This is a genomic window from Streptomyces sp. NPDC002133 (assembly GCF_040296405.1).
Taxonomy (GTDB): domain Bacteria; phylum Actinomycetota; class Actinomycetes; order Streptomycetales; family Streptomycetaceae; genus Streptomyces.
In genome coordinates, this window is record NZ_JBEOXF010000004.1 from 41,132 (window position 1) to 55,229 (window position 14,098).

The following is a 14,098-nucleotide window of genomic DNA, read 5'->3' on the forward strand; positions in this document are numbered from 1 at the left end:
GGTGCGTTCGACGCGGCGCCCGATCGCAGCGCAGCGATCACGCGTGGCGGCGCGCCCACCAGATGCTGAATACGCGGACTGAGGATCACAACGGGCGGTCGTGGCCCTCCCAGTACGGGTCGCGCAGGCGGCGCTTGTAGAGCTTGCCGTTCGGGTCGCGGGGCATGGCGTCGATGAAGTCGACGCTCTTCGGGCGCTTGTAGCCGGCCAGCCTGGCCGCGCAGTGGTCGAGGATCACCGCGGCGAGGTCCGGGCCCGGGATCCGGCCCGCGGCCGGTTCGACCACGGCCTTGACCTCCTCGCCCCATTCGCTGTGCGGGATGCCGAAGGCCGCGGCGTCGGCGACCGCGGGGTGGGCGAGGAGTGCGGCCTCGATCTCGGCGGGATAGATGTTGACACCGCCCGAGATGATCATGTCGATCTTGCGGTCGCGGAGGAAGAGGTAGCCGTCCTCGTCGAGCACGCCCAGGTCGCCGACGGTGAAGAAGTCGCCGATGCGGTTCTTCCGCGTCTTGGCCTCGTCCTTGTGGTAACTGAAGCCGCCGGTCGACATCTTCATGTAGACGGTGCCGAGTTCGCCGGGCGGCAGCCGGTTGCCGTCGTCGTCGAAGATCGCGAGTTCGCTGATGGGCCAAGCCTTGCCGACCGTGCCGGGCTTCTTGAGCCAGTCCTCGGCGGTGGCGAAGGCGCCGCCGCCCTCGCTGGCCGCGTAGTACTCCTCGACGCAGTTGCCCCACCACTCGATCATCGCCCGCTTGACGTGGTCGGGGCAGGGCGCGGCGCCGTGGATGGCGTGCCGCATCGACGAGACGTCGTACCCCGCCCGTACCTCCTCCGGCAGCGCGAGGAGCCGGTGGAACTGGGTGGGAACCATGTGCGTGTGCGTGCAGGCGTAGGTGTCGATCAGCCTCAGCATCTCCTGCGGCGACCATTTGTCCATCAGCACCAGCCGGTGGCCGATGTGCAGGGACGCGCCCGCGAACTGCAGCACGGCGGTGTGGTAGAGCGGCGAGCAGACGAGATGGACGTTGTCGTCGAAGGGCCTGATGCCGAAGATGCCGAGGAAGCCGCCGAGGTGGGTCTCCTCGGGGAGCTTGCCGGGCAGCGGGCGGCGGATGCCGCGCGGTCGGCCGGTGGTGCCGGACGTGTAGTTCATGACCCAGCCGAGGGTGCGCTCGCCGGGCACCGAGTCGGGCTGTCCGTCGAGGAGTTCGGCATACGGGCGGAAGCCGTCGATCCCGCCGACGGCGTAGCGGTGGCTCGTGGGCAGCTTCGCCTCGCCGGCGGCGGCGGTGGCCGCGGCGGCGAAGCGTTCGTGGGCGATGAGGACCTTGGCGCCGGAGTCGGCGACGATCCAGGCGATCTCGGGGCCGACGAGGTGGTGGTTGACGGGGACGAGATAGAACCCGGCCTGGGACGCGGCGAGATACGCGGTGAAGAACTCGACACCGTTGGGGAGGACGACGGCGAAGGCGTCACCCCGCTCGAGGCCCGCCGCGCGCAGTCCGTGGACGAGCCGGTTGACGTCGGCGTGCAGCCGGCCGGCGGTCCACTCCTCGCCGTCGGGGGCGATCAGGACCGTGCGGTCGGGGTCGGCCGTCGCCTGCACCCAGAAGCCGTTGGGCTGTCCGCCGGTGGACTGCCCACTGGTCGGCTGTCCGCTGCTCGGCCGTCCGCTCACGACTGGCTCCTTCCGGCGATGCGGTTCAGGCGGTCCATGGCACGTTCGAAGCCACTGGTGAGGTCGTCGAAGACCTGCTGGACGCTGCGTTCGGCGTTCATGCGGCCGACGATCTGGCCGACGGGTGTGCCGAGCAGCGGTTCGATCTCGTACTTCTGGATCCGGGAGACGGCCTCTGCGACGAGCAGGCCCTGGAGGGGCATCGGCAGGGCGCCGGGGCCGTTCGGGTCCTCCCACGCTTCGGTCCACTCGGTGCGCAGTTGGCGGGCCGGTTTGCCGGTCAGGGCGCGGGACCGGACGGTGTCGCCGGAGCCGGCGGCGAGCAGCTTCGCGGTGAGGGCGCGCGAGTGGAGGTCGGCCTCGGTCGTGGTGAGCCAGACCGAGCCGAGCCAGACTCCCTGGGCTCCTAGGGCGAGCCCGGCGGCGATCTGCTCGCCGCTGCCGATACCTCCGGCGGCGAGTACCGGCAGGGGCGCGACGGCGTCGACAGCCTCGGGGGTGAGCACCATGGAGGCGATGTCGCCGGTGTGACCGCCCGCCTCATAGCCTTGCGCGACGACGATGTCGATGCCCGCCTCGGCGTGGCGGCGTGCGTGCTTGGCGCTGCCCGCGAGGGCGGCGACGAGGATGCCGTGGTCGTGGGCGCGCTGGACGACGTCGGGGGGCGGGGAGCCCAGGGCGTTGGCGAGGAGCTTGATCGGGTGGTCGAAGGCGACGTCGAGCTGGCCGCGGGCGACCTGCTCCATCCAGCCGGTGATCCGCCAGCCCGCTGCCTCGCCCTCGGGGAGTGCCGGTACGCCGTGCTTGGCGAGGGTCTCCTCGACGAACCGGCGGTGTCCTTCGGGGATCATTGCCTCGACATCGGCCTCCGTGACGCCTTCGACCTTCTTGGCGGGCATGACGACGTCCAGACCGTACGGCTTTCCGTCGGTGTGCTCCTGCATCCAGTCGAGGTCGCGGGCGAGGTCGTCGGGTGCGGTGTAGCGGACCGCGCCGAGGACGCCGAAGCCGCCCGCTCTGGTGATGGCGGCGGCGACCGCGGGGAACGGCGTGAAGCCGAAGATGGCGTGCTCGACTCCCAGTTTCTTGCTCAGCTCCGTCTCCATGGGCGGCAGGATGCCGCAGCGGAACGGCCGAGGGAAGAGATTTTCTGATGCAGTGTCAGATTTCTGCCGGGTCTTGACGCCTCTTCACCTTGGTAAGAAAGTTTCATGTGTTGCGCGATTTCCGAAGGATTCTTTCAGGGAGGGTGAGGTATGACGGAGGCCTCGGCGGGCAGAGGGATCAGCCGTCGCCGGCTCGGCGGCGGGATGCTGGCACTGGGAGGTGCGCTGGTGATCGGACCGCTTCCGGGCGGCGCCGCAGCGGCGGCGGTCCCAGGACCGGGATCCCGCCATGGACGTACGACGCTGCGGCGCGGCTCTCCCGAGCGGGCGGGGCTCATCGCCGCGCACCTCGACAAGCTGGTCGCGGACGCCGAGAAGTACCTGTCCCCCTCCCCCAAGCACCCCTGGTACGCCGGCGCCGTACTGCTCGCGGGCCGTGGCGGGACGGTGGCCCTGCACCGTCCCATCGGCATGGCGGTGCGGTATGCGGCGTACGACCAGGCGACCGACACGGGCGTCGAGTTCCCGGCCGAGCAGCAGATCCCGATGGCCGAGGACACCGTCTTCGATCTCGCCTCGGTGTCCAAGTTGTTCACGTCGATCCTGGCCGTCCAGCAGATCGAGCGGGGCGCGCTGGAGCTGGAGGAGAGGGTCGCCGCGTATCTGCCGGAGTTCGGGGCGGCGGGCAAGCAGGACATCACCGTACGGCAGCTGCTCACGCACACGTCGGGGTTCCGGGCGTGGATACCGCTGTACAAGGAGCCGACGCGGGACGGGCAGCTGCGCCTGCTGTGGAACGAGGCGCCGGCGAACCCGCCCGGCACCAAGTACCTCTACTCCGACCTCAATCTGATCTCGCTGCAGCTGGTCCTGGAGAAGATCACCGGGCTCGGTCTGGAGCGGCTGCTCCACGACGGGATCACGGCCCCGCTCGGGATGGATCGCACGCGCTTCAATCCGCCGCCCTCGTGGAAGCCGAAGATCGCCGCGACCGAGGACGCGCGACTGCCGTGGTCCGGGCTGGAGAGAGGCCTCGTGTGGGGTGAGGTGCACGACGAGAACGCGTACGGGTTCGGCGGGGTCGCGGGCCACGCAGGGGTGTTCTCGTGCGCCTGGGACCTGGCCGTGCTGGCACGGACGCTGCTCAACGGCGGGGCCTACGGGCGGGCCAGGATCCTGTCGGAGGAGTCGGTGGAGCTGATGTTCACCGACTTCAACACCGCGTTCCCCGGTGACGAGCACGGCCTCGGCTTCGAGCTCTACCAGCACTGGTACATGGGCGCGATGGCCACTCCGCGTACGGCGGGGCACACCGGATTCACCGGCACGAGCCTGGTGCTCGACCCGTCGACCGACTCGTTCCTCGTCGTCCTCGGCAACTCCGTCCACCCGGTGCGCAGCTGGCGCTCCGGCAGCGCGCCACGGGTCGCCGCGGCGACCAACATGGCGCGTGCCGTCGCCGTGCGCCCGGAGCGGGGCCGCACGGCCTGGTTCTCCGGGATGGCCGGCGCCACGACGGCCACGCTCGCTCTGCCGGAGGTCACCCCGGAGAGCGACCGCGCGGGTCTGTGCTGCTCGCTGTGGTGGGACACCGAGCCCGGCTCGGACAAGGTGTTCCTGGAGGCCTCCTCGGATGCGGGCGCCACCTGGCAGCCGGTGCCCTTCACGACCGTGCGCGAGGGGCAGTCCGAGCTCCATCCGGCGGGGTCGGCCACCGGCTGGTCCGGGCGCGCGTGGCACCGCCTCGACGCGTCCCTGGTCCCCTGGCGCGGCCGGCCGGTCCGGCTGCGGTGGCGCTACACGACGGACCAGCTCTATGTGGGGCGGGGGGTGTACGTGGACGGCCTGCGCGTCGAGGACGGCACCCGGGTCCTCTTCGACGAGCGGCGCCCTGGCGATGCGGGGCGGATCGAGGCGGTGGGGTGGACGGCCTCCGCGGACTGACGGGGCCGCACCGGCCACCGGGCCGCGCGGGTGCGTGAGGAGCGACGGCGTGACCGCCTGACGGCAGGACGGCGTGACACGCCCCGGACGACACGGCAGACGTCGTCCGGGGCGGTGTCCTGTCACACGACGCGGCGGCTCGCGTGTCCGTGGCGACGGATGACGTCGGCGTAGTGCCGGCCGCTGCCCTTGACCGTGCGCTTCTGGGTCCCGTAGTCGACATGGACGAGCCCGAACCGCTTGTCGTAGCCGTACGCCCACTCGAAGTTGTCGAGCAGCGACCATGCGAAGTACCCGGCGAGCGGTGCCCCCCGGCGTACGGCACGGGCACAGGCGGCCAGGTGCTGGTCCAGATAGGCGGTGCGCTCCGGGTCGTGCACCTGGCCGTCGGCGCCGACGACATCGGGGTAGGCCGAGCCGTTCTCGGTGACGTACAGCTCGCGTGCCCCGTACTCGTCGGTGAGGCGCACCAACAGGCTCTCCAGGCCGCGGGCGTCGATCTCCCAGTCCATGCCGGTCCGGGGGACGCCGGGGCGGCGCACCTGCCGCACGAACGGCGGCGGGCCGGAGGGATCGGCCGTCACGGTCATCGGGAAGTAGTAGTTGAGGCCGAGCCAGTCCAGCGGCTGCGCGATGGTGGCGGCATCCCCCGGGCGCTCGGGGAGTCCGACGCCGTACACCTCGAGCATGTCGGCGGGGAAACCGCGTCCGTGGACGGGGTCGAGCCACCAGCGGTTCGTGTGGCCGTCCATGCGGCGCGCCGCCTCGACGTCGGCATCGGAACCGCCGGCCGGCTCGACGGTGCTGAGGTTGTTGACGATGCCCACGCGCGCGCCGGGCGACGCGGCGCGGACGGCCTGGGCGGCGAGCCCGTGGCCGAGGAGCAGATGGTACGAGGCGGGGACGGCGGCCCGGATGTCGGTCAGGCCGGGGGCCATTCTGCCTTCCAGGTGGCCGATCCAGGCGGAGCAGAGCGGCTCGTTGAGCGTGCACCACCGGGTGATGCGGTCGCCGAGCGCTCCGGCGACGACGGACGCGTAGGCGGCGAAGTGCTCGGCGGTGTCGCGGGCGGGCCAGCCGCCGCGGTCCTGCAGCACCTGGGGCAGGTCCCAGTGGTAGAGGGTGGCGTGCGGGGTGATGCCGGCGTCGAGCAGGCCGTCGGTGAGGCGCTCGTAGAAGTCGAGCCCGGCGGGGTTGGCCGGCCCGTCGCCGCCGGGGACGACGCGCGGCCAGGCGATCGAGAACCGGTAGTCCGTGATGCCCAGTTCCTTCATGAGGGCGATGTCCTCGGGCCAGCGGTGGTAGTGGTCGCAGGCGACGTCGCCGTGGTCGCCGTTGTCGACGGCGCCGGGAGTGTGCGAGAACGTGTCCCAGATGGAGGGGGTGCGGCCGTCCTCCGTGACGGCTCCCTCGATCTGGTACGCCGAGGTGGCGACGCCCCAGGCGAAGTCGTCGGGCAGGGAGCCGGGTTCGTTCGGGTCGGACACGGAGTTCCTCTCGGGTGTGGTCGTCCGGGGTGGGGTCACTTGACGGCTCCGGCGGTGAATCCGGCCACGAGATAACGCTGGAGCAGCAGGAATCCGGCGACGACGGGCACGCTGACGACGAGGGACGCGGCCATGACCTGGTTCCAGTAGACATCGAAGAGGGTCGAGTAGCCCTGCAGCCCGACGGCGAGGGTGCGGGTGGTGTCGTTCGTCATCACGGACGCGAAGAGCACTTCGCCCCAGGCCGTCATGAACGCGTAGATGGCAACGGCGACGATGCCGGGCGTGGCTGCGGGCACGACGACCCGGAACAGCGCGCGCAGCGGTCCGCACCCGTCGACCAGCGCCGCTTCGTCGAGTTCGCGCGGCACGGAGTCGAAGTAACCGATCAGCATCCAGATGGAGAACGGCAGCGAGAACGTGAGGTAGGTGAGGATCAGGCCGCCGCGCGATCCGTACAGCGCCACTCCCGTCGTGTTGCCGATGTTGACGAAGATCAGGAACAGTGGCAGCAGGAAAAGGATGCCGGGGAACATCTGGGTCGACAGGACGGTCACGGTGAACGCGCGCTTGCCGCGGAAGCGGTAGCGGCTGACCGCGTACGCCGCGAAGACGGCGACGACGACCGAGCAGACGGTCGCGGCGCCCGCCACGATGAGCGAGTTCACGAAGTACCGTGCGAGCGGGACCGTCTGCCAGATGTCGATGTAGGGACGGATCGTCAGTGTGCTCGGCAGCCAGCGGAACTCGTCCGAGACGTCCTGGAGCGGCTTGAGCGAGCTGCTCACCATGACGTACACGGGCAGCAGCACGAAGACCGTGAGCAGGCCGAGGAAGACCGCCCTGATCCACTGGAAGGAGCGGGGCGGTGCGGTCGGTGAACGACGGGCCGCGGCCCGGGGGTCAGCCATCTGCGGTCCTCCTTCGGCGCGAGGTCGCGAAGAGATAGATCCCGGTGACGAGCAGCAGGAACAGCAGCAGCAGGACGGACATGGCCGAACCGGTGCCGAAGTTCCAGGTGACGAAGGACGACTGGTAGATGTGGATCGAGATCAGGTCCGCCGCTTCGGGTGCCGCGCGGCCGAACAGCACGTAGGGCGTGTTGAAGTCGTTGAACGTCCACAGGAACAGCACGAGGACGAGGACCTGGTTGACGGAGCGCAGCGAGGGCAGGGTGATCCGGCGGATCTGCTGGATCATCCCGGCACCGTCGATCGCCGCCGCCTCGTACAGCTCCCGGGGGACGGCCTGGAGGGCGGCGGTGACGATGAGGAACGCGAACGGCCAGCTCTTCCAGACGGCGACGATCACCAGTGCCGTGAAGCTGTTGTCGCCGATCAGCCAGAAGGGCCGGTCGCCGCTGAGGCCGAGCTGGTCGTGCAGGACGTGGTTCACCATGCCGTTGTCGCGCTGGAACATGAACGCCCAGGTGATCACGGCGGCGTAGACCGGCAGGGCGTACGGGGTGAGGAAGAGCGCGCGCAGCAGGCCCCGGCCCCGGAAGCGGTCCTGCATGCAGATCGCGGCGGCGGTGCCGAGCAGCCAGCACAGCCCGACGGTGAGCACGGTGAACAGGCATGTGACGAGGAACGAGTGCAGCAGTGCCTGGCCGGCGGGTCCGTCGACGTCGACGGAGAGCCGGTAGTTGTCGAGGCCGGCCCAGGGGGCGGCACTCCAGTCGCGGATGTGGAACTGGGTCAGTTCGCGGAAGCTCATCACGATGCCGATGACCATCGGCACGAGGTGGATGAGGAGTTCCAGGGCGAGCGCGGGCAGCAGCAGGAGGTACGGGAGGCCGATGCGGCGCAGCCGGCCCGGCGGGCGGCGCGGTCGCCGTGCGGCGACCGCGCCGGGCCGCGGTGTGCGGCGGCCCGGCGGCGCCTGGCCGCGGACGGGGTCCTTGGCGGCGGTCGTCACGTTCGTCGTTCCCCCGCGCTCATCGCGGCATCTGCTGCTGGGCCTTGGCCAGGGCGGCCTTGACGGACTCGTCCGTCACGGGTCGGCCGGCGGCCGCGTCGGCGAAGAGCGCCTTGATGGCCGTACCGACCGCCGTCTCGAACTGCGACTCGGCGGGGACCTGCGGCAGGGGCGTCGCGCTCTTGGCGAGGGTGTCGCGCAGCACGGCGAGGTCGGGTGCGGCGAACGCGGCGTTCTGCTGGGCGGCCTTGACGGGCGGGATGGAGCCGTACGTCTTGTTGAGGAGCGTGTTCTCCTCGTCGCTCGTCATGAACTCCACGAACTCGACCGCGCCGTCGAGGTTCTTGCTGTTCTTGAAGACGGCCATGTTGATGCCGGCGACCATGGAGTTGGTCTGCGCCCCGGTGCCGGGGACGCCCGAGGGCACGGGCACCGGGGCGACGCCCCACTCGTCCGGGTTCATGCCGTGGGCCTTGAAGGAGGTGGCCGCGCTCTGCCACAGCACCATCGCCGTCTTGTCCTTGGCGAAGTCCTGGAGGGACTGGTTCTGGGCGTACTCGGCGTTGCCGGGCGCGACGATCTTGTCCTTGGCCATGAAGTCGACGTACTGCTTCAGGGCGGCGACGTTCTCGGGCGTGTCGAAGGTCGGTTTGCCCGCGTCGTCGAAGAAGGCGCCGCCGTGCTGCTGCGAGAGCACGAACGCCTGGTGGATGTTGTTGGAGAGGTTGCCGCCCTCGGCGCCGAGGGCCCACTTCCCGTCCTTGGAGATCCTCTTGCCGGCGGCGACGAGCTCGTCCCAGGTGGCGGGCGGCTTCTCGATGCCGGCCTCCTGGAACATCTGCTTGTTGTAGTAGAGCGCGTACGCCATCGAGTACAGCGGGACGGCGGCCGGGTCCTGGCCGGGTGCGCCGGCCGAGCCGAGCGCGGAGGCGACGAAGCGGTCCTTGCCGCCGATCTTGTCGAAGTGGGCCTCGTCCCACGGCAGCAGCGCGCCGGTGGCCTGGAGCGAGGCGGACCAGGTGTTGCCGATGTTCAGCACGTCGGGGCCCTGACCGGACGTGGTGGCGGCGAGGATGCGGTTCAGGAGGTCGGACCAGGGGACGACTTCGAGCGTGACCTTGATGCCGGTCCTCTCCTCGAACTTCTTCAGTTCCGGTTCGAGGATCTTCTTGTCCGCCTCGATGTCCGGGCCCTGGTTGGAGGCCCAGTAGGTGAGGGTCTTCGGTGAGCTGTTGCCACCGGCGTCGGGATCGGTCCCGCCTCCGCAGCCCGTGACGGCGGCGAGTGCGGTGACCGTGGCGAGGGCCGCTGCGGCTCGGAATCTGCGCATGGCAGGTCGCCCCTTCCAGGGGGTCCGGATGATGGTTGTGTTCAGTCCCTGAACAGCCTCACGGCTTATTTCAGGACGTGAGTTAAGACCTGAGAGAAGGGTGCGTCAAGATGTGCCGCAGGGGTAGGTTCCGCACCGGAAGGGAGACACATGGCCGAGTCCACCAAGCGGACCGTGCGCGACCTGCGGCGCGCCAGCCGCAGCGCCGTATTGCAACGGTTGTATTTCGACGGGCCGTTGAGCCGCCAGGAGCTCGTGCCGTCGACCGGCCTGAGTTCAGGCTCCGTCAGCAATGTCGTCGGCGAACTCGTCGGCGACGGGCTGCTGGAGGAGGCCGGGAGCGTCGAATCGGACGGCGGCCGCCCCCGCACCCTGCTGCGCGTCGCCCCGGACGGTGGCCGGCTGATCGGCGTGGACGTCGGGGAGACCCGGGTCAGGGTCGAACTGTTCGACCTGGCACTGACCGAACTGGCCCGAGCCGACATGCCGTTGTCGCCACGCCACTACGACGTCGACCGCGTCGTGAACCACATCCGCGACGGAATGGCGGCCGTCCTCTCGGGCGCCGAGGTACCCCCGGACCGGCTGCTCGGCGTCGGCGTCGGCGTCCCCGGCATCGTGGACCGCGCCTCCCCGGCGGGCGCTGTTGTGCACGGCCAGACCATCGGCTGGAGGGCCGTACCGCTGGAGGAGTTGCTCCGCTCGCGCGCCGAACCGCTCGGCGGGGCCCGGTACTTCATCGACAACGGTGCCCGCACGCTCGGGCAGGCCGAGATGTGGTTCGGCGGCGGACGGGGCGCGCGGGACGCCGTGGTCGTGCTGCTCGGATCCGGCGTCGGCGCCTGCATCGTCAGCGACGGGCGGCTGTACGGGGGCGCGCACAGCAGCGCCGCCGAGTGGGGGCACAGCACCATGGCGCTGCGCGGCCGCGGCTGCCGGTGCGGCGCACGGGGCTGCCTCGAGGCATATGTCGGCGCCGAGGCGGTGCTGGAGCGCTGGCGCGAGGCGGGCGGACCCGTCACCGACGACACCGACGAGGAGTCCGGGATCGCCGCGCTGATCTCCGCCGCGTACCCGCCGGGCGGTGCGGACCCCGACCCGGTCGCGCGTGGACTGCTCGACGAGACGGCCGAGTACCTCGGTGCCGGCCTCTCGGACCTCATCAACCTCTGCGCCCCCGAACGCATCCTGATCGGCGGCTGGGCGGGACTCCAGCTCGGACCCCATCTGCTGCCCGCCGTACGGGAGTACGCCACCTCCTACGCGCTGCGCCACCCGGCCGGGCACGCCACGATCGAGCTGGGCCGGCTCGGTCCGGACGCGGTCACCGTCGGCGCGGCGACGCTACCGCTGGCCGCCTTCTTCGCGACCGGTGGAACCCGGCCGGCCACGCCGGAGGAACCGCTCGCGCAGGAGAGCGCGGCGCCCGCCGCACGCACCGGCAGACGGCTGGCGGCGGCACGCGTATCCCACGGCGGGGTCGCCGCGGACTGACCTGCGAGCGATGCCGTCGGGCCGGCCTGCCGACGGTCGCCTGCAGGTGTCGACGGCCCGCCGGGGCCACGGCCGGCGCACGCACGCATGCGGGTTTCTCTCAGCGACCCAGCACCGCCATCGCCGCGTTGTGGCCCGGGATGCCGCTCACGCCGCCACCGCGCACGGCGCCCGCGCCGCAGAGCAGCACATTCGGGTGGGCGGTCTCGACGCCCCAGCGGCCCGTCGAGTCGTCCGCGTAGGGGAAGGCCAGATCGCGGTGGAAGATGTGCCCGCCGGGAAGCCGGAGGTCTCGTTCCAGGTCCAGCGGGGTCTTCGCCTCGATGCAGGGCTGTCCGGCCTCGTCGAGGGCCAGGCAGTCCGCGATCGGCTCGTCCAGGTGGGCATCGAGTTCGGCGAGGGTGGCCTTGAGGAGGGCGTCCCGGGTCGCGTCGGGGGCGTCGGTGAAGAGACGGGCCGGGGTGTGGAGGCCGAAGAGCGTCAGGGTCTGGTAGCCCTGGGCGACGAGCTCCGGGGCGAGGATGGACGGATCGGTCAGCGAGTGGCAGTAGATCTCCGACGGCGGTGCCTCGGGAAGACGTCCGGCGGCGGCCTGGGCGTACGCGGTCGCCAACTGGCCGTACCCCTCGGCGATGTGGAAGGTGCCGGAGAACGCCTGGCGCGGGTCGACGGCGCGGTCGCGCAACCGGGGCAGACGGCGCAGCAGCATGTTGACCTTGAGCTGGGCGCCTTCCGCCGGGGCCGGGGGCTCCTCGCCCAGCAGCGCGGACAGGGCCTGCGGTGAGGCGTTCACCAGAACCTTCCGCGCGGCGACCGTGCCCTCCCCGTCCTCCGTCCGGAACACGACCTCCGCGGCATCGCCGTCCGTGTCGATCCGGATGGCCTCGTGGCCGGTCACGATCTCCGCGCCCGCGGCGCGCGCCGCGTCGGCGAGCGCGTCGGTCAGCGCACCCATGCCGCCGACGGGCACGTCCCAGTCGCCGGTGCCGCCGCCGACGACGTGGTAGAGGAAGCAGCGGTTCTGCACCAGTGAGGGGTCATGGGCATCGGCGAAGGTGCCGATCAGCGCGTCGGTCAGGACCACTCCGCGGACCAGGTCGTCGTCGAAGTTCTCCTCGACGGCGACCCCGATCGGCTCCTCGAACAGCATCCGCCAGGTCTCCTCGTCCCCGACCCTGGCCCGCAGCTCCTCACGCGTCGGCAGCGGCCCCGTCAGCGTCGGGAAGACCCGCTCGGCGGCCTGCCGGGTCCGCTCGTAGAACCTCAGCCAGGACGCGTACTCCCGGTCCGACCCGGTGAGCCGCTCGAACGACTCACGGGTGCGGTCCGTCCCGCCGCCCACCAGCAGACCCGTGGGCCGCCCGCCCCGCACGGTCGGCGTGTACGAGGAGACGGTCCGCTTCCGCACGGCGAAACGCAGCCCGAGATCGTGGACGATCGCGTCGGGCAGGAGGGAGACGAGGTACGAGTACCGGGAGAGTCGGGCGTCGACCCCGGCGAACGGGCGGGTGGAGACGGCCGCTCCCCCCGTGTTCCCGAGACGCTCCAGGACGAGGACGGAACGCCCCGCCCTGGCAAGATAGGCGGCGGCGACGAGTCCGTTGTGACCACCGCCCACGATGACGGCGTCGTACACGGGTCGGGAGAACGCTTCGGCTACTGGCATGCCTCTTCGTAGCACGCGATCACCGCGCGGGCCAGGGGCGACGGCGGAGGACCACTCGTCAGACGTCGAGCACGGCCGTCACATCGCCGGAGGCGATCGCCGCCCTCAGTGCCGCGTGGTCGGCGACGGTCCGGTCCGCGTAGGCCGCCGCGAAGTCGGCCATGGCCCGGTCGAACGCGTCGGACCCGCCGAGGTACGCGGCGATGGCGATCCGCTCCCCCGACCGGGCGTGAGCCCGCGCCAGGGCCCAGCCGCACAGTGCGGCGTAGTCGCTCAGCACGACCGGGGACATGTCGGCGACGTCCGCCGAGCCCTTCATGTCGCGCAGCTGCCGCCAGTAGAAGTGACGGCCGGCCGGGCCGCTCACCCAGCCCAGGAAAATGTCGCTCGCCGCCTGGAGCAGCTTCTGCCCCGCGACGACCCGCTGGCCCTGGTGCTTGTACGCCGACGCCGGCAGATGGGGTTCGAGAACGGACCGCTGGGCCTCCTTGATCTGCAGAAACAGCGGATCCCGGTCGTCCCGGCCGATCAGCAGCACGATGAAGCAGCGCGTGCCGACGCTGCCGACACCGACGACCTTGCGGGCCGCTTCGACGAACCGGAAGCGGTCCAGCAGCACCCGCCGCTCCTCCGGCAGGGTGGAGCGGTAGTCGCTGAGGATCTTCCGCACGGCCGCGGCGTCGGGCAGGTCGAGCGCTTCGAGCAGCGGCGGGTCGTAGACGATGCGTCGGCGGCCTTCCACCGTCTCGGTCAGCTTCTCCAGGGCGTGCAGACTGGTACGGCGGCGGGCCTTGGCGATCTGGGCCTCGAAGTGTGCACGCCCGAGTGTCCGGACGAGCGGGAGGATGTCCTCGACACCGATCCGTTCGTACCAGACATCGAGCTCGCCGAGGCCCGCGAGGCGCCGCATCGTCGTCCTGTACGACGCCGCCGCGGACAGGGCGGCCCGCCAGGCCTTCCCCTCGGAATGGCCATTGTCGAGGGAAGCGACGGCGACGCTGGCGACCAGCCGCTTCACATCCCATTCGAACGGACCCGGAAGGGTCTCGTCGAAGTCGTTGAGGTCGAAGACGAGTTCACGGTCCGGGGCGGCGTAGGCCCCGAAGTTGAGCAGATGGGCGTCGCCGCAGAGCTGAACCGTGAGACCGGTGTGCGGCAGTGCGGCGAGATCGGCAGCGATCACGGCTGGCGCGCCGCGCAGATACGGGAACGGGGACACCGCCATCCGGCCGTAGCGGATCGGCACGAGCTCCGGAACACGGGGCCTGGCCTGCTCCTCGAGGATCCGCAGCGGGTCGGCCCGGTCCGCGGCAGGGATCCAGCGCCCGTGCGCGGACCGGGGCACCTGCTTGCGTGCGGCACGACCGCGCCGCGCCTGTTCGGCCGGGTCCGTCATGCTGCCCAGTCTGCGGGCGGGCGGCCACCGGCGGCGGCGGAGCGGAGCCGTTCGAGTGAGGACGGCACACGCGTCGC

The 14,098-nt window shown here is 71.1% G+C and carries 10 protein-coding genes; 2 read left to right on the top strand and 8 right to left on the bottom strand.

Annotated elements, in window-relative coordinates; translation table 11 throughout:
* Positions 1 to 85 precede the first annotated feature (85 nt).
* Both ABT078_RS06600 and ABT078_RS06605 read right to left on the bottom strand, forming a co-directional pair.
* Positions 86 to 1,681 (bottom strand): acyl-CoA synthetase, encoded by a 1,596-nt coding sequence (locus ABT078_RS06600; protein WP_502981169.1) that lies wholly within the window; start codon positions 1,679 to 1,681, stop codon positions 86 to 88.
* A complete protein-coding gene (locus ABT078_RS06605) occupies positions 1,678 to 2,787 on the bottom strand; it encodes an NAD(P)H-dependent flavin oxidoreductase (protein WP_351224506.1) in 1,110 nt (369 codons plus the stop codon). Before ABT078_RS06605 ends, ABT078_RS06600 begins: the two co-directional genes overlap by 4 nt.
* A gap of 150 nt (positions 2,788 to 2,937) precedes the next feature.
* Here ABT078_RS06605 and ABT078_RS06610 point away from each other — a divergent pair, with 150 nt between their 5' ends.
* On the top strand, positions 2,938 to 4,731 hold the full coding sequence (locus ABT078_RS06610; protein WP_351224508.1) for a serine hydrolase domain-containing protein: 1,794 nt from the start codon (positions 2,938 to 2,940) through the stop codon (positions 4,729 to 4,731).
* A 122-nt stretch (positions 4,732 to 4,853) separates the two neighbouring features.
* Here the strand turns inward: ABT078_RS06610 and ABT078_RS06615 are convergent, their stop codons facing one another.
* Genes ABT078_RS06615 through ABT078_RS06630 form a run of 4 tightly spaced genes read right to left on the bottom strand, consistent with a single transcriptional unit; the run spans position 4,854 to position 9,465 of the window.
* Positions 4,854 to 6,218 (bottom strand): GH1 family beta-glucosidase, encoded by a 1,365-nt coding sequence (locus tag ABT078_RS06615; protein ID WP_351224510.1) that lies wholly within the window; start codon positions 6,216 to 6,218, stop codon positions 4,854 to 4,856.
* 35 nt (positions 6,219 to 6,253) lie between these two features.
* Positions 6,254 to 7,129: a carbohydrate ABC transporter permease gene (locus ABT078_RS06620; RefSeq protein ID WP_351224512.1), complete on the bottom strand. Its 876-nt coding sequence runs from the start codon at positions 7,127 to 7,129 to the stop codon at positions 6,254 to 6,256.
* Positions 7,122 to 8,135, bottom strand: a complete 1,014-nt coding sequence (locus tag ABT078_RS06625; RefSeq protein ID WP_351224514.1) for a carbohydrate ABC transporter permease — start codon at positions 8,133 to 8,135, stop codon at positions 7,122 to 7,124. Before ABT078_RS06625 ends, ABT078_RS06620 begins: the two co-directional genes overlap by 8 nt.
* 19 nt (positions 8,136 to 8,154) lie before the next feature.
* Positions 8,155 to 9,465, bottom strand: coding sequence for an ABC transporter substrate-binding protein (locus ABT078_RS06630; protein ID WP_351224516.1), 1,311 nt, complete (start codon positions 9,463 to 9,465; stop codon positions 8,155 to 8,157).
* Between the two features lie 150 nt (positions 9,466 to 9,615).
* Between ABT078_RS06630 and ABT078_RS06635 the strand changes: the two genes are divergently transcribed.
* The gene (locus ABT078_RS06635; protein ID WP_351224518.1) at positions 9,616 to 10,959 is read left to right on the top strand and encodes an ROK family transcriptional regulator; all 1,344 of its coding nucleotides are present in this window, start codon (positions 9,616 to 9,618) and stop codon (positions 10,957 to 10,959) included.
* Between the two features lie 100 nt (positions 10,960 to 11,059).
* On the opposite strand, the gene ABT078_RS06640 is transcribed toward ABT078_RS06635, so the two are convergent.
* Entirely contained in the window at positions 11,060 to 12,625 is a 1,566-nt protein-coding gene (locus tag ABT078_RS06640; RefSeq protein WP_351224520.1) for a phytoene desaturase family protein, read from the bottom strand.
* A 58-nt stretch (positions 12,626 to 12,683) separates the two neighbouring features.
* The gene (locus ABT078_RS06645; RefSeq protein ID WP_351224522.1) at positions 12,684 to 14,021 is read right to left on the bottom strand and encodes a DUF2252 domain-containing protein; all 1,338 of its coding nucleotides are present in this window, start codon (positions 14,019 to 14,021) and stop codon (positions 12,684 to 12,686) included.
* Positions 14,022 to 14,098 lie beyond the last annotated feature (77 nt).

Excerpts from the sequence above, each read along its gene's own strand:
- ABT078_RS06610 (WP_351224508.1), top strand. The coding sequence starts at position 2,938 with ATGACGGAGGCCTCGGCGGGCAGAGGGATCAGCCGTCGCCGGCTCGGC.
- ABT078_RS06645 (WP_351224522.1), bottom strand. The coding sequence starts at position 14,021 with ATGACGGACCCGGCCGAACAGGCGCGGCGCGGTCGTGCCGCACGCAAG.
- ABT078_RS06605 (WP_351224506.1), bottom strand. The coding sequence starts at position 2,787 with ATGGAGACGGAGCTGAGCAAGAAACTGGGAGTCGAGCACGCCATCTTC.
- ABT078_RS06640 (WP_351224520.1), bottom strand. The coding sequence starts at position 12,625 with ATGCCAGTAGCCGAAGCGTTCTCCCGACCCGTGTACGACGCCGTCATC.
- ABT078_RS06620 (WP_351224512.1), bottom strand. The coding sequence starts at position 7,129 with ATGGCTGACCCCCGGGCCGCGGCCCGTCGTTCACCGACCGCACCGCCC.
- ABT078_RS06635 (WP_351224518.1), top strand. The coding sequence starts at position 9,616 with ATGGCCGAGTCCACCAAGCGGACCGTGCGCGACCTGCGGCGCGCCAGC.
- ABT078_RS06630 (WP_351224516.1), bottom strand. The coding sequence starts at position 9,465 with ATGCGCAGATTCCGAGCCGCAGCGGCCCTCGCCACGGTCACCGCACTC.